The organism is Kribbella sp. WER1 (assembly GCF_054189145.1).
In genome coordinates this window covers 6,407,140-6,429,781 of record NZ_CM135186.1, presented here as the reverse complement: position 1 = coordinate 6,429,781, position 22,642 = coordinate 6,407,140, and the positions used below count along the sequence as shown (strand labels likewise).

At 69.0% G+C, this 22,642-nt stretch carries 18 protein-coding genes; 6 read left to right on the top strand and 12 right to left on the bottom strand.

The genetic code is table 11. The annotated features are described in order from the left end of the window. Positions 1-10: 10 nt before the first annotated feature. Genes ACXJJ3_RS31440 through ACXJJ3_RS31430 form a run of 3 tightly spaced genes read right to left on the bottom strand, consistent with a single transcriptional unit; the run spans position 11 to position 3,127 of the window. Positions 11-775: a carbohydrate ABC transporter permease gene (locus ACXJJ3_RS31440; protein ID WP_458165475.1), complete on the bottom strand. Its 765-nt coding sequence runs from the start codon at positions 773-775 to the stop codon at positions 11-13. Between the two features lie 49 nt (positions 776-824). After that, complete coding sequence (locus ACXJJ3_RS31435) at positions 825-1,769, bottom strand: carbohydrate ABC transporter permease (protein WP_458165474.1); 945 nt, start codon at positions 1,767-1,769, stop codon at positions 825-827. After that, entirely contained in the window at positions 1,769-3,127 is a 1,359-nt protein-coding gene (locus ACXJJ3_RS31430; RefSeq protein ID WP_458165473.1) for an ABC transporter substrate-binding protein, read from the bottom strand. Before ACXJJ3_RS31430 ends, ACXJJ3_RS31435 begins: the two co-directional genes overlap by 1 nt. 243 nt (positions 3,128-3,370) lie before the next feature. Between ACXJJ3_RS31430 and ACXJJ3_RS31425 the strand changes: the two genes are divergently transcribed. From ACXJJ3_RS31425 to ACXJJ3_RS31410, 4 genes are all read left to right on the top strand, one after another. Continuing rightward, complete coding sequence (locus ACXJJ3_RS31425) at positions 3,371-4,033, top strand: KpsF/GutQ family sugar-phosphate isomerase (RefSeq protein ID WP_458165472.1); 663 nt, start codon at positions 3,371-3,373, stop codon at positions 4,031-4,033. Next, positions 4,030-4,980, top strand: coding sequence for a ribokinase (locus ACXJJ3_RS31420; RefSeq protein ID WP_458165471.1), 951 nt, complete (start codon positions 4,030-4,032; stop codon positions 4,978-4,980). Before ACXJJ3_RS31425 ends, ACXJJ3_RS31420 begins: the two co-directional genes overlap by 4 nt. A gap of 123 nt (positions 4,981-5,103) precedes the next feature. Continuing rightward, positions 5,104-6,105: a LacI family DNA-binding transcriptional regulator gene (locus tag ACXJJ3_RS31415; RefSeq protein ID WP_458165470.1), complete on the top strand. Its 1,002-nt coding sequence runs from the start codon at positions 5,104-5,106 to the stop codon at positions 6,103-6,105. A gap of 639 nt (positions 6,106-6,744) precedes the next feature. Then, positions 6,745-7,749, top strand: a complete 1,005-nt coding sequence (locus ACXJJ3_RS31410) for a LacI family DNA-binding transcriptional regulator (RefSeq protein WP_458165469.1) — start codon at positions 6,745-6,747, stop codon at positions 7,747-7,749. Between the two features lie 65 nt (positions 7,750-7,814). On the opposite strand, the gene ACXJJ3_RS31405 is transcribed toward ACXJJ3_RS31410, so the two are convergent. The 7 genes from ACXJJ3_RS31405 to ACXJJ3_RS31375 are packed head-to-tail and all read right to left on the bottom strand — an operon-like array spanning position 7,815 to position 16,624. After that, entirely contained in the window at positions 7,815-8,420 is a 606-nt protein-coding gene (locus ACXJJ3_RS31405; RefSeq protein WP_458165468.1) for an SGNH/GDSL hydrolase family protein, read from the bottom strand. Then, entirely contained in the window at positions 8,417-9,346 is a 930-nt protein-coding gene (locus ACXJJ3_RS31400; RefSeq protein WP_458165467.1) for a glycoside hydrolase family 130 protein, read from the bottom strand. The genes ACXJJ3_RS31405 and ACXJJ3_RS31400 overlap by 4 nt, the downstream gene beginning before the upstream one ends. Next, a complete protein-coding gene (locus tag ACXJJ3_RS31395) occupies positions 9,343-10,632 on the bottom strand; it encodes an ABC transporter substrate-binding protein (RefSeq protein WP_458165466.1) in 1,290 nt (429 codons plus the stop codon). The genes ACXJJ3_RS31400 and ACXJJ3_RS31395 overlap by 4 nt, the downstream gene beginning before the upstream one ends. A gap of 11 nt (positions 10,633-10,643) precedes the next feature. After that, positions 10,644-11,525 (bottom strand): carbohydrate ABC transporter permease, encoded by an 882-nt coding sequence (locus tag ACXJJ3_RS31390; protein ID WP_458165465.1) that lies wholly within the window; start codon positions 11,523-11,525, stop codon positions 10,644-10,646. Then, positions 11,522-12,418, bottom strand: coding sequence for a carbohydrate ABC transporter permease (locus ACXJJ3_RS31385; RefSeq protein ID WP_458165464.1), 897 nt, complete (start codon positions 12,416-12,418; stop codon positions 11,522-11,524). The genes ACXJJ3_RS31390 and ACXJJ3_RS31385 overlap by 4 nt, the downstream gene beginning before the upstream one ends. Further along, positions 12,411-15,413, bottom strand: a complete 3,003-nt coding sequence (locus ACXJJ3_RS31380) for an alpha-mannosidase (RefSeq protein ID WP_458165463.1) — start codon at positions 15,411-15,413, stop codon at positions 12,411-12,413. The genes ACXJJ3_RS31385 and ACXJJ3_RS31380 overlap by 8 nt, the downstream gene beginning before the upstream one ends. Then, positions 15,413-16,624 (bottom strand): DUF4185 domain-containing protein, encoded by a 1,212-nt coding sequence (locus ACXJJ3_RS31375; RefSeq protein WP_458165462.1) that lies wholly within the window; start codon positions 16,622-16,624, stop codon positions 15,413-15,415. Before ACXJJ3_RS31375 ends, ACXJJ3_RS31380 begins: the two co-directional genes overlap by 1 nt. A 107-nt stretch (positions 16,625-16,731) precedes the next feature. Between ACXJJ3_RS31375 and ACXJJ3_RS31370 the strand changes: the two genes are divergently transcribed. Continuing rightward, the gene (locus ACXJJ3_RS31370) at positions 16,732-18,630 is read left to right on the top strand and encodes a galactose-binding domain-containing protein (RefSeq protein ID WP_458165461.1); all 1,899 of its coding nucleotides are present in this window, start codon (positions 16,732-16,734) and stop codon (positions 18,628-18,630) included. A gap of 97 nt (positions 18,631-18,727) precedes the next feature. On the opposite strand, the gene ACXJJ3_RS31365 is transcribed toward ACXJJ3_RS31370, so the two are convergent. Both ACXJJ3_RS31365 and ACXJJ3_RS31360 read right to left on the bottom strand, forming a co-directional pair. Further along, complete coding sequence (locus ACXJJ3_RS31365) at positions 18,728-21,808, bottom strand: GH92 family glycosyl hydrolase (protein WP_458165460.1); 3,081 nt, start codon at positions 21,806-21,808, stop codon at positions 18,728-18,730. A 179-nt stretch (positions 21,809-21,987) separates the two neighbouring features. Continuing rightward, positions 21,988-22,398 carry a hypothetical protein gene (locus ACXJJ3_RS31360; protein ID WP_458165459.1) on the bottom strand — a complete coding sequence of 137 codons (411 nt, stop codon included), beginning with the start codon at positions 22,396-22,398 and terminating at the stop codon, positions 21,988-21,990. Position 22,399: 1 nt separating this feature from the next. On the opposite strand from ACXJJ3_RS31360, the gene ACXJJ3_RS31355 reads away from it, so the two are divergent. Next, the gene (locus ACXJJ3_RS31355) at positions 22,400-22,618 is read left to right on the top strand and encodes a hypothetical protein (RefSeq protein ID WP_458165458.1); all 219 of its coding nucleotides are present in this window, start codon (positions 22,400-22,402) and stop codon (positions 22,616-22,618) included. Positions 22,619-22,642 lie beyond the last annotated feature (24 nt).

The following is a 22,642-nucleotide window of genomic DNA, read 5'->3' as shown; positions in this document are numbered from 1 at the left end:
TGGTGGCCTTTCACTTGAGTCCCGTGGTCTTCATCGCGTCCACCAGCCGGCGCTGGCCCGCGACGAACACCACGACGGTCGGGACGGCCGCGATCACCGCGGCCGCGAGGATGAGGTTCCAGGCAGCGGCGTACTGCCCCTGCATGCCGGAGATACCGAGCTGGATGACCCGCAGGTCCGGGTCCCGGGTGATGGTCAGCGGCCAGAGGAACGCGTTCCAGTTGGCCAGGAAGAACAGCACCGACAGCGACGCGAGGACGGGCCGGCTGAGCGGCAGGATGACGCTCCAGTAGCGGCGCCAGTACCCGCAGCCGTCCAGGTCGGCCGCTTCCTCGAGCTCCCGCGGGATGTTCAGGTAGTACTGCCGGAGCAGGAAGATCCCGAACGCGTGGAAGATGCTCGGCACGATCAGCCCGGCGTAGCTGTCCAGCAGGCCGAGCTGCTTCGCGACCAGGAACAGCGGTACCAGGATCACCGGCAGCGACACCAGCAGCGTCGACATGATGCCGGAGAAGATGATCCCGCGGCCCGGGAACCGCAGCCGGGCCAGCGCGTACGCCGCCATCGAGTGGAAGAACAGTGCGACCACGGTGACCGTCACCGACACGACCGCGGAGTTCAGCATGAACCGCGGCATCGGGATCTTCAGCAGCACGTACTGCAGGTTGCTCAGCGTCCAGTGCTGCGGCCAGCCGAAGTTGAACACGTCGTCGGCCGGCTTCAGCGCGCTGATCAGGATCCACAGCAGCGGCGCGACCGCGATGATCGCCAGCACGTGGGCAAGGATCGGGAGGACTCTAGGGTGCGGAGTCGTCAGCCGCGCCCTATTCCTCGTCAAAGCGGCCTCCTCGGGTGAAGCCGAACATCAGGCCGGTACAGATGATCAGCAGGGCCACCACCACGGTCGTCAGCGCGGCGGCGTACCCCATGTTGTTGAACGTGAACGCCTGCTCGTAGATGTAGAGCACGACCGTGCTGGTCGCGCGGGCCGGGCCGCCCTTGGTGAGGACGTAGACCAGGTCGAACGCCTGCAGGCCGGTGACCGCGCCGATCGTCGAGTTCACCACGACGAAGAAGCTGGTCGGGCGCAGCAGCGGCCAGATCACGTACCGGAACCGTTGCCAGGGGCCTGCACCGTCGATCGACGCGGCGTCCTCGAGCTCCTTCGGAACATCCTTCAGGCCGGCCAGGAAGACCAGCATCTGGTACCCCATCAGGAACCACACGCTGATCACCACGTAGGTGCCGAGGGCAAGCGACGGGGTACCGAGGAAGGACACGTCGCCGAGGCCGAAGGGCGCCAGCATCCGGGACAGGGCGCCACGCTTGTCGACCAGCAGGAACTGCCAGATCAGGCCGACCACGACCAGGCTGACGACGTTCGGCAGGAAGAACGCCGACCGGACCCAGCCGATGCCCTTGAAATGGTTGCGGACCAGCATCGCGAGCGCGAAACTCACCACGAACGCGATCGGCACGAACGACACGACGTACAGCGCGGTGACCTTCAGCGAGGCCCAGAGCTGGTCGTCGGCGGCCATCAGCTTGTAGTTGCCGAGGCCGATGAACTGGTAGTTGCCGAACCCGTCGACCTTGAAGAACGCGACCCCGAACGCGAGCAGCATCGGGATCGCGACGAAGATCAGCAGTCCGATCGTGTCCGGCGCGAGGAAGGCGTAGGCCGCCAGCGCCTCGCGCCGCTTCTTCGACATCCCGGTCCGGCGCGTCTGCACCACGGGCTTGGCCGGTGGGGCTGTTGTCGTCACCATCAGCTGATCGGCGCACCCTGGTAGGTCTTCAGGAACGTGTCGATCTTCTGCGCGGCTTCGGACGCCGCCTTGGCCGGGTCGGCGCCGTTCAGCTGGCAGGCCTGGATCGCGTCCGCGATCGGCTGGTACACCTCCGGTGGGAACCGCGGCTCGGGCTGGCCGCTCGGCGCGATGTCGGTGACGAACTTCTTCAGTACGCCGTCCGCGAACGCGCCCTTGGCGTCGGCCGCCTGCTGGACGGACTTGCGCGGCGGCAGGTTGGTCTTCACCACGGTGTTCCACTGCCGCTGCCGTTCGACGCCGGCCTCGTCGGTCGAGCCGAGCGCCCAGGCGATGAACTTCGCGGCGGCCTCCGGGTTCTTGCCCTTGGAGTTCGCGACGAACGCCCATCCGCCGAGATCGGTGGCCGCCTTGCCGCCGTCCGGGGTCGGCAGCGGGATGATCCCGTACTTGAAGTTCTTCGCCTTCGTGCGCATGTCCGAGACCGCCCAGATCCCGCTCTGCTGCATCGCGGCCGCGCCGGTGCCGAGGTTCGACGGTACGTCGCCGCCGCCGGTGCCGAGCGACTTGCGCGGGGCGACCTTGGTCTTGATCGTGTCACCCCAGAACTTCAGCGCCTGGACGGCGGCGGGCGAGTCGAACGCGGACTTGCCGTCCTTGATCGCGTTCCCGTCGCCCTGCCAGAGGAACGGGTACCAGGTGAAGTTCTGGTAGTAGCCGGGCGCGGTCTCGAACATCACGCCGTACCGGTCCTTGCTGGTCAACTTCTGCGCGACGGCGAGCGTCTGGTCCCAGGTCTTCGGCAGGTCCGCCTCGGACAGGCCAGCCTTCTCGAACGCGGCCTCGCTGTAGTACAGCGCGAGCGGCTCGATCTCCATCGGCAGGCCGTACACCTTGCCGTCGACGCTGCGCGCATCCAGCAGCCCGGGCAGGTAGTCCTTCTTGGACTCGTCGGACAACGCGGACCCGAGGTCCTGCAGTACACCGCCGTTGTAGTAGCGGAGGAAGTCGCCCGGGCTGATCAGGAAGATGTCGGGGCCCTGGCCGGACTGGAACGCGGTCTGCAGGGTGGAGCCGTTCATGTAGTCCTTGTTCGGGACGTACCGCAGCTTGACCTTGACGTCGTTGTTCTTGTTCCACTCAGCGACCGTGTCGACGAACCACTTGCTCTGCGGACCCTGGTCGTCGGACGGGCCGTAGAAGTTCCAGAACGACAACTCCTTGCCGTCCCCACCGGACGAGGATCCGCCGCACGCCGACAGCAGCGGTACGCCGGCGGCGGACGCGGCGAGGGCACCGAGCCCGCCGCGCAGGACGGACCGGCGGCTGAACCGGGCAGGGGAGGGTGTTGCAGCCATCAGGTGCTCCCGAGGTCGGAACGATCGAGCCGGGGCCGGTGGCGGCCGGCTCGAAGGGCAATCGATTTCTCGCAATCTACGAGCGCCGGTCCGGGCCGGTCAAGGGTCGATTGGGTGTCGATGTGATCAACTCTGCCGATTCCCGCGTACACACAGGGTTTTGTGCCGGCCGTAGACGTTGACACCACGTCACCCCACTGCCTAATCTGCGGAAATCGATTTCTGAGATGAGAGGCGCTGGGGATGCCAGTTGTGCCGAACCGTGCGTCCGCCCACCGCACGGCCGACGAGCTGTCCAGGGACCTGGTGGCACGGGGGCTGCAGGCGGCGCGGGACGCCATCGAGACCGAAGCAGCAGCCGTATCGGCCCTCGCCGACCGGCTGGACGGAGTGTTCCTGGAGGTACTGACCGCGGTCGCCCGGTGCGAGGGTCACCTGGTGGTGACCGGCCTGGGTAAGTCGGGTCTGGTCGGGCGGAAGATCGCCGCCACGCTGGCCAGCACCGGTACGCCGGCCACGTTCATCCACTCCGGCGATGCGTTGCACGGCGACTCCGGGGCGGTCACGTCCCGGGACCTCGTACTGGCGCTGTCCGCGTCCGGCGAGACCGCCGAGGTGGTCGCGTTCGCCCGGATGCTGCGCGACCGGCAGATCCCGGTGATCGCGATGACCGGGCGCGAGGAGTCCACGCTCGCCCAGCTGGCGACGTACACGCTGGACACCATGGTGCTGCGCGAGGCCGACCCGCTGAACCTGGCGCCGACCGCGTCCACCACCGCCTCGCTCGCGATGGGCGACGCGCTCGCCTGCGCGCTCGTCGTACTGCGCGAGTTCAGCCACCGGGACTTCGCCCAGTTCCACCCCTCCGGTGCCCTGGGCAAGCGTCTGACCGAGGAGTCTTCATGAACGACGTCTGTGTGCTCGGGTCGTTCATGAAGGACCTGGTCGCGTCCGCGGAGCGGCGGCCGTTGCCGGGCGAGACGCTGCACGGGACCGGGTTCGCGGAGTTCCTCGGCGGGAAGGGCGTGAACCAGGCGATCGCGGCGGCCCGGATGGGCGCTCGTACGGCGATCGTCGGAACCATCGGCGAGGACCGGTACGGCGAAGAGTTCCTCGACCTGCTCAGCTCGAACGGGGTCGACACGTCCTGGGTCGTCCGGCACCCGTCGCTCGGGACCGGCGTCGGGCTGCCGCTGGTCCTGCCCGACGGCGGGAACTCGATCATCATCGTGTCCCGCGCGAACGCCGCGATCACCGCCGTCGAGGTCGAAGCCGCGCGCGACGTCCTCACCGGGAGCAAGGTGCTGAGCGTCCAGCTCGAACTCCCGGTCGAGGCGAGCCACGCCGCCCTCCGGCTCGCCTCGACCGCGGGCGTCACCACGATCCTCACCCCGGCCCCGGTCGGCCCGATCGACCCGGCGCTCGCGGCGTACGTCGACATCCTGGTGCCGAACGAGGTGGAGGCCGCGGCGCTCACCGGGCTGAACTGCGACGACGAGTCGCAGGTCCCGATGATCGCCCGCAAACTCGCCGAGGACTGGGACCTGCGCGGCTGCGTCGTCACGCTCGGGGCGCGCGGCGCGTACGTCCTCGACCGGGCCGGCAGCTTCGAGGAACGGATCGCGCCGTACACCGTCGACACCATCGACACCGTCGGCGCCGGCGACGCCTTCTGCGGCTCCCTCGCCGCCTCACTCGCGGCCGGAGCCCCGCTCGTCGACGCCGTCCGCCTCGCCAACGCCGCCGGCGCCCTCTCCACCACCGTCAACGGCGCCGCCGCCTCCGCCCCCACCCACGCCGCCGCCCTCACGCTGCTGCAGACGACCACACCCTCCGTTCCGCCGTCGCCATGAGATCCTTGGTGCCCACGAAGCCCTCCAGCTCGAGTGGTGCTGGAGCGCTCCGTGGGCACTCTTGGCGGGATCGGGGCTAGAGTGCGATCCAGACGACCATCGGATCTCCAGCGGGGAGCGGGTATGACGACGATCTACGACGTCGCGCGTAGGTCGGGGGTGTCGCCGGCGACGGTGTCGCGGGTGCTCAGCGGCCGGCGCAACGTCGACCCCGAGCTGTCCGAGAAGGTCCGCGCCGCCGTCGCCGAGCTCGGGTACCGCCCGAACGGCGTGGCGCGGAACCTCCGGAAGTCCTCGACCAACCTCTGGGCGGTCGTCATCTCCGACATCGAGAACCCGTTCTTCACCTCGCTGGTCCGCGGCCTCGAGGACGTCGCCCAGACCGAGGGGTACCACGTCGTCCTGTGCAACTCCGACGAGGACCCGGCCAAGGAAGCGGCGTACGCGTCCGCCGTCCTCACCGACCAGATGGCCGGCGTGGTGATCTCGCCGACCTCCACCGCCGAAGGCGTCCAGCTGCTCGCCGACGCGAAGATCCCGATGGTGATGATCGACCGCCGGGTCGAAGGCGTCGAGGCGGACACCGTGCTGGTGGACAACGAGCACGGGGCGTTCGAGGGCGTGAAGCACCTGATCGACGGCGGGTACAAACGGATCGCCTGCATCACCGGCCCGCGGAAGGTGTCCACCGCGATGGACCGCCTCGCCGGGTACCGGTCGGCGCTGCGCGCGGGCGGGATCCGGTACGACAAGGATCTGGTCCGGCACGCCGACTTCCGCGAAGCCGGCGGGTACGCCGCGATGGAAAGCCTGCTGGAGCTGTCCGACCCGCCCGAGGCGCTGTTCGCCACCAACAACCTGATGACCGTCGGCGCCCTGGAATGCCTGGCCCGCAAGGGCCTCCGCGCCCCCGACGACATCGCCCTGGTCGGCTTCGACGACATCCCGTGGGCGGACCTGGTGATCCCCAGCCTCACGACGGTCGCCCAGCCCACCTACGAACTCGGCCGCACCGCCGGCATGCTCCTCAAGGACCGCACCACCGCCCCCGGCCGCCCACCCTCCACCGTCACCCTCCGCACCGAACTCCACATCCGCTCCACCTCAGCCCCCAAAAAGAAGTAACCCGAACACCCCGCAAACGACACCGCTCCGCGGCGGCTGATTGGTTGCCGCCTCCGGCGGGCGCACAGAAGCCCCCACCGGACCGAGGCACTCGCGCCAAACCCCGCGCCCACGCACATCGGTCACCGCTCCGCGGCGGCTCACCCATCAGCCGCCTCCGGCGGCGAGGTACTCGCGCCGAGCACACGCCCCACACGAACGAGAACAGACAGGTGGCACCGTCCGCCGAGTCGTGGGAGATGGTGGTGATCTGCAGCCGGGTTCCACGACTCGACGAACAGTGCGGGGACCGATCGCCACGACTCGGCGGGGAACGGGCTAGGTGGGCATGCTGCGAGAGGCGCCAGGCGTCCGCGGCGGGGGCCCGCAAGGTGTCGGGTCCGGCGGGGGCCACGAGGCTCGGCGGCGGCTGGGGCCGCGAAGCGTCGGCTGCGGCCGGGCCGCGAGGTGTTGGGGGGCGGGCGGTTTGGCGTTCGTTCGGGGTGAATGGGATTGCCGTGGAGGCGAGGAGGGTGGGCCTGCAGGTGGTCGCCGTCGGTGCGAAATACGTGGGCATGGGCAACCGGCGTCGTACGCTGCTAGCGGATCTGGTTCGTCGGATGGAGCTGCTATGTCAACGTTGACATTACAATGCCGGGTATGAGCGAAACTCCGCGGCGGCCGCGGCTCGAGGATGTGGCGGCTACTACTGGTGTGAGTATCAAGACGGTGTCGCGGGCCCTGCGGGGGGATCCGAAGGTGCGGGAGTCGACGCGGCAGCGGATTGTGGCGGAGGCGGATCGGCTGGGGGTGCAGCTGAACGACGTGGCGGCGGGGTTGCGGCGGAAGAATCAGGCGATGACGTCGATCGGGGTGACGCTCGGCGACTGTACGAACCCGTTCTTCGCGCCGATGTTGCGGGGGATCCATTCGGTCGCGTCGGAGCGCGGCTACCTGGTGCTGACGGCGGACGCGCAGAACGACCCGGAGCTGGAGCACCGGGCGATCCGGTCGTTCTTCGCGCATCGGGTCGCGGGGCTGATCATCGCGCCGGTCGGCAACGACCTCGGGTACCTGGCGAACGAGGCGCGCTTCGGGTCGGCGATCGTGTTCGTGGACTCCCCTCCCCCGGGGCTCGGTGAGTCGATGGACTCGGTCACCACCACGAACGCGGCGAGCACCCGCGCGGGCATCGAGCACCTGCTCGCGAAGGGCCGGCGGCGGATCGCGTACCTCGGGCATCCGCGCAGTGGCAGTGGCGCCGAGGAACGCTGGGCCGGGTACGTCGCCGCGCTCGGCGCCGCCGGGATCGCCGTGGACCCGGCGCTGGTCCGGGACAACCTGGTGAGCGAGGAGGACGCCCGCCGCGCCGCCGACGAGCTGCTCCCGGAGGCCGCCCCGGACGCCGTCTTCGTCGACAACAACCGGCTCTGCACGGGGCTGCTGCAATCGCAGGCGTACGCGCACCGCCGGATCGACACGGTCTGCTTCGACCGCTTCGAGCTGGCCGCCGCGTTCGGCGTCGCCGTCATCGACAGCGACCCGTACGACGTCGGCCGCGCCGGCGCGCAACTCCTCTTCGACCGCCTCGCCGACCCGACCCGCGCACCTCAGCGCCTCGAGGTCCCGGCCCGCCTGGTCGTCAACGCCGACCCGACGTACTAGAAGACACCCGACGGAGTCGGACGACAGGCTATTGCTTGTCGTCCGACCCCATCGAGTGTCCGGCCTCAGGTGAGCTGGCGGAGCCAGGCGTCTGCCAGGGCTGCGTGGCCGGCCGGCGTCGGGTGTACGCCGTCGAACAGCCAGTGCTCCGGGTTCTTGTTTCCCGCGGCAAGCTCCGCGAAGAGCCCGTCCGCCGCCACCAGCCGCGCTCCGAACTCGCGGGCCAGCTCCCGCACCACCTGGATCTTCGCGTCCAGGTCAGGCCGCCACGCCCACTGCTCTTCCTTCACCGGCAGCAGGAAGGGCTCGAGCAGCACCAGTTGTACGTCGGCCAACGGCTCCAGCAACCGCCGGTACCCGGCACGGAACGTCTCCGCCGGCACCTCGTCGTGCCCGAACGAGAACCGGTACCCGCAGTCGTTGATCCCGATCAGGATCGACACCACGTCCGGCCGCGCCTCCAGCACGTCCGCCTGCCAGCGGCTGCCCAGCCCGGCGAGCGTGTCGCCAGAGATCCCGGTGTTCATCCACTCCGGCGACTCGTCGCGCCGCCGCAGCCCCCACTGGCCGGCGACCAGCAGCGGGTACCCGTACCCGAGCGGATTGTCGGTCTCCCGGCGATGGCAGTCGGTGATCGAGTCGCCGGTGAACATCACCCGTGGCCCGCTCATGACGGCGTGTACGTCGCGACACCGATCGTGGTGTCGCTCTGCCCGTAGTAGGCGAACCAGGTCCCGCGGTGGAACACGAGCCCTTCGACGAACGTCACGTTGCTCACCAGCCCGTTCTGGTCCTCGTACGTACTCGGCTCCAGCCACGGCTCGGTCAGCTTCGCGACCACCGTCCCGGGCCGCCGCGGATCGATCAGCACCTGCCCGCACGCGTAGTACACGCCGCCGCCCGGCTCGACGACCGCGCTGTTGTGCATCAGCAGCACGTGCCCGGTCCGGGTCAGGATCGGCTGCGGCCCGGTCTCCACCAGGTCGCCCATGAACGTCCCGGGCTCCGGGCGCAGTACGGGCGTCGGATCCGCCTTCCAGTGCAGCAGATCGTCGGACTCGGCGACGTGGATGTTCCCCTCGCCGAACCACATCAGGTACCGCCCGTCGACCGGCTCGGGCAGGATCACCCCGCCCTTGCTCCAGTCGGGCCCCGGCGTCTCACGCACCCCGGCGAACGTGTTGATTCCAGGGAACATCGGCCCGTGCTTCACCCATTGATGCAGGTCGGTCGACGTCGCCAGGCACAGCCGCGCCGTGTGCCGGTCCCACCCGGTGTACGTCAGGTAGTAGGTGCCGCCAACCAGAACGACCCGGGGGTCCTCGCACCCGTACCGCTCGTAGTCCTCGGTCGGCACCATGATCGGATCCGGCTCGGTCTCGAAGCTGATCCCGTCGTCGGACCAGGCGAGCCCGAGATGCGACACGATGTCGTCGGCGTGCGCCCGGTACACGAGCGCCACCCGCCCGTCCACGACGAGAGCCGCCGGGTTGTACACGTTCGCCGATTCCCAGTCGTGCCGCCCCGGCCGCAGGATCGGGTTCTCCGGCCGCGGCACGAACGGGCCGAACGGGTAGTCGACCGCCGGCGTACTCACTTGGCCGCCAGCTTGTTGATCCCGGCAACCATTCCGTCGATGCCCGCGGCAACATCCTTCTTCCCGGCCAGCGCCGGGTTCCAGGTGGTGCCGACGACGTCCCCGGCCGGCGTCGACCACGGGTCGAGGAACTGGGTGACGAACTTGTCCTTCACCCCGAGCTCGTACGTCGCGGTCGCGGCGATCGTCTTCGCCGCCGCGTCACCGGCCTGCAGCGACTCGTAGTACCCCTTCGACCCGGGCTCGTACGCGATCGGCGCGATCGGCTGGTCCTTCATGGTCTCGTTGAAGCCGGTCACCTCCATGTAGCTGATCGCCTTCCAGGTGGTGTCCGGGTCCTTCAGCGTGGCCGGCGAGCAGACGCCGTTGGTCTCGATCGGCTGCACCGACTTCGCCGTGCCGACCGGCCAGGGCGCGTAGCCCCACTCGAACTTCGGCTTGTTCTGGGTGATCGACTGGTGCAGCCACTGACCGCCGAACATCAGCGGGATACCACCGTTGGCGAACTTCGCGACCGCGTTCGTGCCGTCGTAGTCCGGGTCGGTCATCTCGCCGGCCTTGATCGCCTTCGCCATCCGCTCGGCCCCGGTCCGGAACGTCGCGTCGGCCTGCAACTGCTTGGACCCGATCGGTTTCTCGATGATCGGCGCGCCGCCGTTCGCGACGGAGTATGCCGAGACGCCCTGCGGGCTCTCCAGCAGCGGCCACGCGGTCACCAGCGGCGTGGACTTGGCGTCGGACTTCTTCAGCGCGGCGATGTCGGCGTACAGCTCGTCCCAGGTCCAGCCGATCGCCGGGACCTTCACCTTGGCCTTGTCGAAGTCGGCCTTGTTGTAGAAGAAGCCGTACGTGTTGGCGAGCGTCGGGATCCCGTACAGCTTGCCCTCGGGGTTGCGCCACAGGTCGAGCGAGCCGGGCGAGAACTTGTCCTCCTGCAGCCCGTCGCCCTTCTTCAGGTACGACGACCAGTCGTAGAGCAGGCCCTCCGCCGCGAGGTTCTGCTCCTGCGAGTTCGAGCACCAGAAGAAGTCCGGCGCCTTCTTGGACATGATCAGCGAGGCGAGCTTCTGCGCGTAGTCGGCGTTCGGCGACTCCTCGCGCTTGACCGTGACGCCCTGCAGCTTGGCCATGCTCTTGTCGAGCGCCTGGTTGGTGGGGACGGATTCCCAGGTCATGTAGCTGACGGTCCCGCCGTCCTTCCCGGAGCCGGCGCCGGAGCCGCCGCCGCACCCGGCGAGCGCGAGCCCGGCGACGACCAGTACTGCTGTCGCCCTGACTGTGGGCATGATCGATCTCCTCATTTCGCGATGGTTCCGAGGGCGCCGAGGCCCTCCATGAAGTAGCGCTGGGCGAGGAAGAACAGCACCAGCGGCGGTACGACGAACAGCAGGTTCGTCGCCATGTAGTAGTTGTACTGCGAGCCCGCCTGGTCGGAGAGGAACGCGGCCATCCCGAGCGGCAGCGTGAACTTCTTCGCGTCCTGCAGGTACACCAACGGGCTCAGGTAGTCGTTCCAGGCGAGCTGGAAGGACATGATCGCGACCGTGATCCAGACCGGTTTGGTGAGCGGGATCATGATCCGGGTGAAGATCATCCAGTGCCCGGCGCCGTCGATGGTGGCCGACTCGTCCAGGTACTTCGGGATCGACTGGTAGTACTGCCGCGCCAGGAACACGAAGATCGGGCTGCCGAAGAAGGCCGGCAGGATCAGCGGTACCCAGGTGTCGATCAGGCCGAGGCTGATGTACAGGTGCTGCAGCGGGATCAGCCCGACGATGCCCGGGACGAAGATGCTGCCGGAGATCAGCGCGAACCAGAGCCGGCGGCCCGGGAAGTCGATCCGGGAGATGCCGTACCCGACGATCATCGAGCTGACCACCGCGCCGATCGTGGACAGCACGGTGACGATCACGGTGTTCAGCAGCAGCCGGTAGAACCCGATCTGGGCCGGACCGTCGACGAAGTTCGCGGCCCGGAACTCCCGCGGCAGGAACGCCGGCGGCAGCTGGTTGATGTCGCCGTTGCCCTTCAGCGCGATGCTGATCATCCACACCAGCGGCAGCAGCATCGAGACCGCGAGCAGCCCGCACAACGCGTACCAGGCGATCCGCGAGAGCATGAACGGCACCCGCTGGGTCAGCGTCGCCGGGCGGGTCAGGACGAGCGCTTCGGCGGTCATGCGCCTTCTCCTTGGTACACGCGGCTCCGGGTGAGGCGCAGCATCACGACGGTCACCAGCATCACGATCACGAACAGCACCCACACCTCGGCGGTCGCGTACCCGAGCTGCGGCGAGGTGATGAAGTCGGCGAACCCGTCGTTGTAGATCTTGTACATCAGCAGGTTGGTCGAGTGCCCGGGTCCGCCCTTGGTCAGGATCGCGACCTGGTTGAAGGTCTGGAACGCTCCGTTCAGCGCCAGCATCAGCTGGAGCATCATGATCGGCCCGATCATCGGCAGCGTGATCCGGGTGAACCGCCGGAACGCGTTCGCGCCGTCGACCTTGGCCGCTTCCTGGATCTCCTCCGGGACCGCCTGCAGGCCGGCCAGGAAGATCATCATCGTGCCGCCGACACTCCACACGCCGACGATCAGGATGGCCGGCAGCGCGACGTGCGCGTCGCCGAGCCAGAGGCTGGTCGGCAGGTGCAGGAACTTCAGCAACTGGTTGGCCAGCCCGTACGTCGGGTCGTAGATGTACTTCCACAACGTCAGCACCGCGACGGCGGGCAGGACGACCGGCAGGTAGAAGATCGTCCGGAACACCTTGACGCCCTTGATCGTGCGGTTCACCACGACCGCGAGCGCCAGTCCGGCGATCAGCGTGGCCGGCACCGAGATGACCACCCACAGCACGGTCACCTTCAGCGACGGCCAGAACGTCGGGTCGCTGGTGAACAGGAACTTGTAGTTCTGCTGCCCGACCCACTTGGCCGGGGTCAGCCCGTTCCACTGGGTGAACGAGTGGTACAGCGACGTCACCATCGGATACGCCACGAACAGCAGCAGTCCGATGATCGCCGGCGAGATGAACAGGTACCCGAGAATCGTGTCCCGGCGTCGTCTACTCATCATCGGCCACCCGGATGCGCACGGTCAGGATCTGGAACGGCCGCAATGAGAACCGCGGCTCGCCGACGGTTTCGAGCGGCCGTTCGAGCAGGTCGACGATTTCGGCGCCGCCGGCAACGAAGTCCCAGCTCAGCCGCGCGGTCGTGCGCGCGCCGAGGGACTCGTACAGCCGGACGATCACGTCGCCGGACCGGTCCTCGGCGAGCTTGACGGTCTCGATCACCACCCCGTCGCCCTCGACCGCGACGAGCGGCGCCGGCGCCGACGTACCGCGGACTTCGCGGACCGGGAGGTTGAGCCGCAGCCCGGCTTCGACCGCGTCGTCGATGCCGGCGCCGGAGACCAGCGTGTACCGCGCCTGGTGCCGGCCCTGGTCGGTCTCCGGGTCCGGGTAGCGCGGCGCCCGCAGCAACGACAATCCGATCCCGGTCCCGGCCCGGCCGGCCCGCGGATCACCGACAGCCCCGGGCAGCCGACGGACGTCGTGACCGTACGTCGAGTCGTTGGCGACCGCGACGCCGAAGCCGGGCTCGCCGACGTGCACCCAGCGGTGCGCGCACACCTCGAACTTCGCCTCGTCCCAGGTGGTGTTGTCGTGGGTCGGCCGCCGCAGGTGCCCGAACTGGATCTCCGCGGTCGACTGCTCGGCCCGGACGTCCATCCCGAACATTGCCTTCAGCAACTTCTCGCGCTCGTGCCAGTCCACGTCGATCGCGAACTCCACCCGGTCCGCGCCGGCCGGGACCGTGATCGTCTGGTCGTACGTCGACGCGCCGTGCGACCGCCGTACCTCGATCACGACCGCGTCGGAGCGTTCGGTGACGCGGAGCGAGTCGACGGTCCGCAGCGGCGCGGCCGAGGTCTTGTAGAACGAGTCCAGGTCCCAGGCGTCGAACGCGTTCGGCAGGTCGTGGTGCAGGACCAGGTCGTTCAACCGGGAGCCTTCGGCCACGAGTTCCCGGTCGTACCGGGTGTCGACGAGCGAGGTGATCGTCCCGTCGGCGGCGACGGTGACGGTGAGTACGCCGTTGTCGACGATCCACTGCTCACCGTCGAACCGCGCCGCGACACTCGAACCGATCGGCTGAGGCCCGTCGGATGCACCGAGCGCCGGAACGCCGTCGACCGCCAGGGGAACCGCATTGAACCGGATCGGAGTATCGCCTGCACCGGCCAGTGCAATCAGCGCGACTCCGATCAGTTCCTCGAGCTCGACGCGAACCCGCTCGTATGCCTCGCGCGCTTCCCGATGCACCCATGCGATCGACGACCCGGGCAGTACGTCGTGGAACTGGTGCAGCAGCACCGTCTTCCAGATCCGGTCCAGCGCCTCGTACGGGTACGCCGCCCCGGTCCGGATCGTTGCCGTCGCACACCACAGCTCGGCCTCGCGGAGCAGGTGCTCGCTGCGCCGGTTGCCGCGCTTCATCGCCGCCTGCGACGTGTACGTCCCGCGGTGGGCCTCCATGTACAGCTCGCCGACCCACACCGGCGCGTCCGGGTACTCCGCCTCGGCGCGCTCGAAGAATGCCGTCGGCGTCAGGTGCTCGATCGGCGGCGCACCCTCCAGGTCGGCCTGCCGGCGGGCGCGCTCCATCATCAGCGCGGTCGGCCCGCCGCCGCCGTCGCCGTGCCCGAACGGGACCAGCGACGTGGTCGCACCCGCGTGGTCGCGGAAGTTCTGGGTCGCGTGGTTCAGCTCGGCCGGGGACAGCTCGGACAGGTACGTGTCGACCGGCGGCAGGTGCGCGAACAGCCGGCTGCCGTCGATCCCCTCCCACCAGAACGTGTGATGCGGGAACGGGTTCGTCGGATGCCACGCGAGCTTCTGGGTCAGGAACCAGCGGAACCCGGCCAGTACGGCGATCTGCGGCAGCGCGGCGGAGTACCCGAACGAGTCCGGTAGCCACACCTCCCGCGGCTCGACGCCGAACCGGTCCGCGAAGTACCGCTTGCCGTGCACGAACTGCCGGACGAGCGCCTCGCCGCCGGGCATGTTCGTGTCGGACTCGACCCACATCCCGCCGGCCGGTACGAACTGCCCGGCCGCGACAGCGTCGGCGATCCGCGCGAACAGCTTCGGCTGGTGCTCCTCGATCCACGCGTACTGCTGCGCCTGCGAACAGGCGAACCGCAGCTCCGGGTAGTCGTCGATCAGCGCCAGCACGTTCGAGAACGTCCGCGTGCACTTGCGCACGGTCTCCCGCATCGGCCACAACCAGGCCGAGTCGATGTGCGCGTGCCCGACCGCGGCGACCCGATGCGTACTCGCGGCCGCCGGCTGCGCGAGCACCGTCGCAAGCTCGGCCCGCGCGGCCTCGACGCATTCGTCGATCCGCTCCGGGTCGATCACGTCGCAGGCGCGGTCCAGCGCCCGCAGGATCTTCGACCGCCGCGGGTTGTCCGCGGCCAACTCGACGGCCCAGCCGATCAGGACGTCGAGGTCGACCGCGAGCGCGTCGACGGCGTCGTCCAGTGCGACCAGCTCGGCCCGGCGGAAGCGGTACTGCGGTTCGCCGTCCACGTCGAGCCCGTCGCCGAGCTCGGTCGGTCGGAACGCTTTCGCGGCGACATCCGGGTTCGCGGCGGCCTCGACGTACAGGTCGACCGTCGTCGCGCCCGGGTCGAGCCGGACATACTGGCTGCGGGGATGGACGCCCTTGATGATGCTGCCGTCCGCGCGGTACACGAGCCCTTCGGACTGGAAGCCCGGGCCGCCGTCGAAGCCGAGGTCGACGACGACCGCCGCGTCCCAGCCGGACGGTACGTCGCCCCGCAGGTGGAACCACGCGGTCGTCCACGCCGGGCCCCAGGTGGACCCGGCGGTGAACGGCTCGAACGCTCCGGCCGTCGCCTGCTCGAACGGCTCCGGCTCCCCCGGCAACCGGCGGACGGCGAGCTGCAACGGCGCCGTCCGGCGCTCGACCGCGGGCCGGACCCGCTCGTCGAGCATCCGGCGGGCCCGGTCGATCGTACGTTGTGGATGCTGATGCATCACGACCCCTTCGCGAAGCGGACCTTGACGAGCATCTGGTCGCCGGTCGACGAGGTGTAGTACGTGTAGTACTTCGTCAGGCCGTCGGCGGTGGTGTACTCCGGGTGCGCGAACGCGGCGTACTCGATGCCGCTGGTCTTCGCGGCGGTGAACAGCTTGGCCGGCGTACTCCACGGGCCCCACGGGTTCGGCGCCGTCTGGTACTGGACGTCCTGGGACTGGAACTGCATGAACGTGTTGACGTAGGCGCCGAACGCGCTGTCCCAGTAGACCGTCGAGCCGGCGGCGCCGTTCGCCTTCACCTGCACGGTCTTGCCCGGATCCGTCGACCACTGCGGATTACCGTTGCCGTCGGCCCCTGTGTAGAAGCGCCACTGGGAGATGTCGGTGACCTGCGCGACCGGGACCTTCGCGACCGCGCAGCCGTCCAGCGTGCACTTGCCGTACCCGTAGAGCGTGTTGCCGGCCAGCACCATCGCCTGACCGCCCCAGTCCTGGCCGGGCGGGAAGAACAGCGTGTTGTCGGTGCCCTCCGGGCTCGGGATGTCCGCGGGGCGGTTGGTCGCGGCGAGCCGGGTGATCGTCTTGGTGTTCATGTCGACCGAGACGAGGCCGGTGCCTTGCGCCTGACCGACGAAGCCGGACTCGCACGGGGTGCCGACCCGACCGCCGCGGCAGAGCTTGCCGTACGAGACCAGGATCCGGTGCCGCGCCTGGTCGACCACGGCCGGGCCGGGCCAGTGCGCGAAGACGGTGCCACAGTACTCGTCGGTGGAGTTCGTGCAGTCCGCGGACGCGTGCTGCTGCTGGAACGCGGTCTCGGCGGCGGAGAACGGGACGAACTCCGGCGGTACGCCGGTCGAGTGCTCGTCGAGCGGGTTCGCCGAAGTCAGCGTGATGTTGTCGCTCGCGTCCAGGTCGCTGGTGGTCGCGGCGGTGCTGGTCAGGAAGCCGTCGGGGTTCTTCAGCATCGTGTCGTCGAAGAACCACACCGACTGGTTGCCGTACCGGACGCTCTGACCGTTGTCGCGGGCGGCATTGTGCGGGTTCTGGATGATCGGGCCGAGCTCGGTCGCGCTCTCGACCACCAGGTTCGAGGCCCGGTGCCGGGCGGCGGGGGCGGCCGAGGCGGTGGACGCTGCGGCCGGGGAGGAGAGGGCGGTCGCGGCGAGCAGCGCCGCGAGGACGAAGGGGAGGCGGGATTGACGCACGGTTGGTACTCCCTCACTGAGTGACAGCAACAAGTGCGAAGCGATTTGATGATGTCAACGTTGACATAGCCTTGTCAACGTTGACATTTCTTCCTAAGGTGCGTGCGGTGACCACCGTTTCCCGCCGTACCTTCCTGCGCACCAATGCCGCTCTGGCCGCCGGCCTGGGCGTCTCCGCCGCGCTGCCGGCGCCCTCCTGGTCCTCCCCCACCGACCGACCACTCCGGGCCACCCGCGCCGACGAGTGGACCCAGTTGTTCGACCGCCGCTCCGGCTGGATCGGCGCCGACGGGATCTACTCGGTCCCGCTCGACGGCCGCGACGGCATCGGCTCCGCGACGCCCGGCTCGCGGACGGCGTTCATCTTCAGCGACACCCGGATCGGGACCGTCGACCCGGACACCCTGACGTACCGGCAGACCGGCTTCGTCAACAACTCCTCGGCCGTCCTCGACGGCAACCGGCCCGACCCGGCGCGGACGACGTTCGTGGCCCCGGGCAACGGTGCCTTCGGCAACGGGTTCTGGATGAACGACGGGATCGCGATCGGCGACACGCTGTACGCCACCGGGTTCGCGCCGGACGCCGACTGGAACGCGGCGCGCGTCGACCTGATCGCCGTACCGCTGGTCGACGGAACTCCCGACTACACAGCGGTACGGCGTACCGAGGACGTCGGGCTGCTGGTCCGCGACAGCACGTACATCGTGATGTTCGGCGTCGGGATCATGCCGGGTCCGGACGGATTCGTGTACGTCTACGGGTACCGGAACACGTTGGCCGGCGGGCAGAAGGACCTGGTCTGCGCGCGGGTGCGCCGTGACCAGTTCGCCGACATCGCGTCCTGGCGGTTCTGGAGCGGTACGTCGTGGAGCCCGGACATCACGGTCAGCGTCCAGGACGCCGCCGTACTGCATTCCGACGTGTCGACCGAGCTGAGCGTGACGCCGATCCCGGGCGGGCGGTACCTGCTCGTGTATCTGCGGAACGTGAACTCGACCGGGCTGGAGTACGCGATCGGGTCGTCGCCGATCGGGCCGTTCGGTCCGGGTGTGCGGTTCTACAACTGCCCGGAGCCCTATGTGTACGAGGCGCAGACGGCGGGCGGGACGTACTGCTACAACGCGAAGGCGCATCCGAGCCTGTCGGAGCAGGGGCGGTTGCTGATCAGCTACAACGTGAACCGGCTGGGTGCCGATCCGCTGACGACCGAGATCTACCGGCCACGCTTCGTCTGGCTGGACCTGCACCGCGTCGCCGACGAACCGTCGGTGCCGACAGCAACCACCGATCTGGCGTCCGGCAATCAGCTGCTCGATCTGGGCGGGCTCCGAACGGTCTCGGGGTATCGCGTCAAGCATGACGGATACGAAACTGGCCAGACCGCCTTCAACACCAGGGATTTCACTGTCGAGGCCGCCCAGCGAGCGACCGGGCCGTGGCGCCCGGTCGACGTTGTCACGGGCAACATCCACAACCTGACCGACCGCCGTTTCCCGCATCCTGTCCCAGCGCGCTACCTCCGGCTGACGATCCAGCGCCCGACGCAGTCCGACGACACCACCGTGCGGGTGCTGGAGTTCGCCGCGGTCACCGACACCACCGGCGTACCGGACCTGGCCCGCTACTGCCCGGTCCTGGCGAACGCCGAGAACAGCACCGCCCACTACGTCACCGACCCCACGGCCGGCGTGTGGGTCGACCCCTCTCCCAACGCCTGGCTGTCCGTGGATCTCGGCGCCGACCGGACGATCGGCCGTTACACCCTCACCCACGCAGGCGAGGCGGAGCTGAACACGCGCGACTTCCAGCTCCAGTCCAGCGACAACAACAAGCAGTGGACCACCCGCGACACCGTCACCGCCAACACGACCGCGACCACCGACCGCGAGGTGCCGACGTTCACCGCGCGCTACGTCCGCCTGCTCATCACCAAGCCCGTAGCTGACTCCACCCCCGACAAGACCACGCGCCTCAAATCTCTCACCCTCCACCCACCGGCCTGACCCACCGAGTCGTGGCAAAAGGCTCGCGCCCCGTCCGCCGAGTCGTGAGTACCGGCTCCGATTTACGACCGAAACCCACGACTCGGCGAGCGCTGGGTCAGGCGAGGAGCTCGAGTTGGGCGAGGGTTGTGGGGGTCGGGAAGGTCAGGCGGTAGTGCTGGGATTCGGTGGGTGCCGGGATCGTGAACGGGCGGGTCTGGCGGGGCCAGGGGAAGGACTGATCGGTGCGGGTGTCGAGGACGGTCCACGTGGTGCCGTCGGTCGAGGCTTCGAGTTGCCAGTCGGTGGGGGGCTCGCCGGCGCCGGAGGTGAGCGTGTAGAGGGTCGGGGTCGCCGGAGCGGGCAGTGACCAGGTGACGGACTCGAAGGTGGACTCGGTGGCTGACGTGTCGTCGAACAACGGACTGACCGGGTCCACCGGGATCAGGTCGACCAGCGGGGTGGCGACCTGGTCGTCGGTGGTCAGGCCCGGCGGCAGGTCGAGGGTGGCCCAGTCGGACGGCTCGGCACCCAGGGTGAAGTCGAGCTGCGCGGCCGAGGTCAGCGCCGCGTGGGTGATGGATGCCACGGGCAACTGCTTTCCGTCGACCCGGACGTCTTGCACATAAGGGCTTTCGACCCCGGACGCCGTGATCGTCAGCGGACGACCGCCCAGCGGCGACAGTACGACGCGCGGGAACAGCGGTGACCCGATCGCGTACTCCGGGGCACCGACGCGCAGCGGATACAGCCCGAGCGCCGCGAACAGGTACCACGCGGACATCTCGCCGTTGTCCTCGTCGCCCGGGTAGCCCTGGCCGATCTGCTCGCCGACGTACAGCCGGTCGAGCACCTCGCGGGCGATCGCCTGGGTCTTGTGCGGCGTACCGGCGTAGTTGTACATCCACGCGATGTGGTGCGCCGGCTGGTTCGAGAAGCCGAACTGGCCCATCCGGACGGCCTGCGCCTCGACCATCTCGTGGATGACGATCGAGTACGTGCCCTTCTTGACGGCGAGCTCCGGCGTCGCGAAGAAGGCGTCGAGCTTCTCCTCCAGCCCGCGCGGACCGCCGTACAGGTTCGCCAGCCCGCGCGGGTCGTGCGCGACGTGGAACGCGAAGTTCCAGCCGTCGGTCTCGGTGAAGTCGCCGCCCCACTCCTCGGGGTCGAACTCGGCCGGCGTCTTCGCGAACGTCCCGTCCGGGCGCCGCCCCTGGAAGAAGTTCACCGCGTCGTCGAACAGCAGCACGTAGTTCAGCGACCGCCGTCGCAGGTACTCCGCCTCTTCGAGCAGCTGCTCACGCCGCTCGGGGTACTGGTCCGCCAGCTGCAGCGCCATCTGCGCGAGCCCGAAGTCGTTCAGGTACGCCTCGAGCGACCACGACACGCTCTCCTCGGTGTCCGTGCTCACGTAGCCGGCGAAGAACCCGGTCTCGACGCCCTTCCGCCCGACCTCGGTCGCCTCCGGCGCGACGGTCGCGTTCCGGAGCCCGGCGTCGTACGTCGCCAGCGGGTCCGGCAACGCGACGCCCTTGAGGTACGCGTCCGCGAACGACACGTCGGAGCTGGTCCCGGTCATGCAGTCGGCGTACCCCGGCGACGACCAGCGAGCGATCCACCCGCCGTCGCGGTACTGCTGCACGAAGCCGTCCACCAGCTCGGCGGCGAGCTCAGGGTAGAACAGCACGTACGCGGGCCACGCGGTCCGGTACGTGTCCCAGAAGCCGTTGTTCACATACATCTTCCCGGACCGCACGGCCGCGTTGGTCTCGCGCTCCGTCGCCTCGCCCTCGACCGGCAGGACGGGGCTGGCGTAGCGGTACTCCGGGCTCTCCGCGGTCGCGACGTTCTCGAACTGCGAGTTCGGGTAGAGGTTCAACCGGTACAGGTTCCCGTACACGGTCCGCAGCTGCGGCGGCGTCGCGCCCTCGGGCCGGATGACCTGCAGCCGCTCGTTCCAGATCGCGTTCGCGGCGCCCTGGATTTCCTCGAACGACCGCCCGGCGAGCTCGAGCTCCAGGTTGTGCCGCGCCTGGTCCACGCCGATGAACGAGGTCGCGATCCGCAGCGTCACCTCAGGTACGTCGAAGCTCGCCGCGCGCGCGTTGTCCCGCCCGCCGGACGCCGGGCCGGACCCGATCGGCGCGCTGGAGAACTCGCCGTAGCAGAACATCCGGGTGACTCCGGACTCGGACCGCTGCGACCCGTTCTCGACCCACCCGGTGACCGCGGTCCCGTCGAACGCGAAACCGCCGTTCTCGTCGATCGTGTCGAACACCAGGTGCCGCCCGGCCGCGTCCGCGGGGAACGTGAACCGGAAGATCGCGCCGTGGTCGGTCGGGGCGAGCTCAGCGCGGAGCCCGTTCGCGAGCGTGACGGCGTACAGGTCGGGCCGGGCGAGCTCGTCGTCGTGGCTGAACGCGACGGCCCGCTCGGCCGGGTCGCCGAGCGGTTCGGCGGCCGCGACCGGCATGACCGTCAGCTGGTCGCGGTCCCCCATCCACGGGCTCGGCTGGTGCGAGAACGTGAGGCCCTGCAGCTCCGGCCGGTTGTCGGCGTTGTTCGCGCGGTGGTACTCGTACGGCCAGCGGTACGTCGACGCGTCGGTGACCGGGGTGACGAAGTTGAACCCGTTCGGCCAGGCGGTGATCGGGAGCGTGTTGCCGCGCGAGAAGGCGTGGCTGGCGTTGGTCCCGCGCCGGGTGTCGACGTACGCCGCCAGGTCCGACCCGTCCGGCTCGGCCGGGGCCGGTCCGACCTCGACGTCGTCGATCCAGCCGGCGAAGTCGCCCGCGCCCGGCGCGTCGACCACCAGCACCAGTTGGGCGATCGTCTGCCCGGCGGCGGCGGTCAGATCAACCTGGACGTCGTTCCACTGGTCGGCATACAGGATCTTCGCGGCGCCCTGCCCGGCGGCGTCGGCGGGCTGCCCGTACTGGTCGGTCCCGGCGTACCGCGTCCCGTCCGCGAACACCACCTCGACCGCCACGTACGTCGCCGCGTAGGTCAGGGCCGCGTCCAGCTCCGGATACACCTTGTACCGCAGCCGGTCCCCGGCCGCGACGGTATGCCCGTCGAACGGCAGCTGCACCTCCTGCCGGCCACCGGCGACACCGGAGTACCGCGTCCCATCGACGCTGCTGAACCCGCCCTGCGAACTCGTAGGCCCACCCGGCCCACCACCAGTCTCGATATCCACGCCCGCAATCCTACGAATCAATGCGGCGGCGCGGGCGGAACGTTTCCATCGTGGACCCAGGCGACTGCTGCTATCGTTGTCGCTACGAGGCCTTCGATGGCCGCGGAGAGAACGCCAGGTCTGCTGCCAGACCCGCCTGATCAAGTGCGGCGCTCCGGTCCATCGAAGGCCTCGTCGTTTCAGGATCCATCTGGCGGCCACCACTTGTAGGCCGCAGGCGTTTCGGGCAGCACAAACGCCTCGAAACCCCCGTACTCATCCGCCTCGAGAGCCGCCCGCAGCATGCCGCAGTACTGATCTGCCGCTTGCAACCCGTCGAGCTGCCCGGCGCCGACGAAGGAGGGCTTGCCTCGCAGCAGCTCCCAGGACACCTCACTCGTGTCCTGCGCCTGCAGTTTCTCGAACCAGGCCAAAGTCTCGGCGTGGTCGAAGCCGCGAACATGTCCGAAGCTGATCACGAGATCTCGCCGGCCGCCCGGCCATTCGTCGGCCGTCTCCAGGACCTGCTGCAGCAGGATGCCCGCCACGAAGTTGTAGAAAGCAACCTGATCGGAGAAGCTCTGAACAACGGCCGCCTTCTCGACCAGCACGATGTTCGGCAGTCCAGTGCAGCGGCTTGCTGGGTGGAACCGACAGCCGTCGGCGGCAGTCGGCGATCACACGACGGAGCAGCGGATCGTCTTCGTCCGCGACGACCACCGCGACCATGCCGAAGTACCGCGACGCGCGCGCCGGCAAGCCGCGATCGCCGGTCTCGTCCACGTACGCACGTACGAGTGGTCGTTCGAAGTACATGGGGTGACACCCTAGGTGCCAATTCGTGGGACGGCGGCC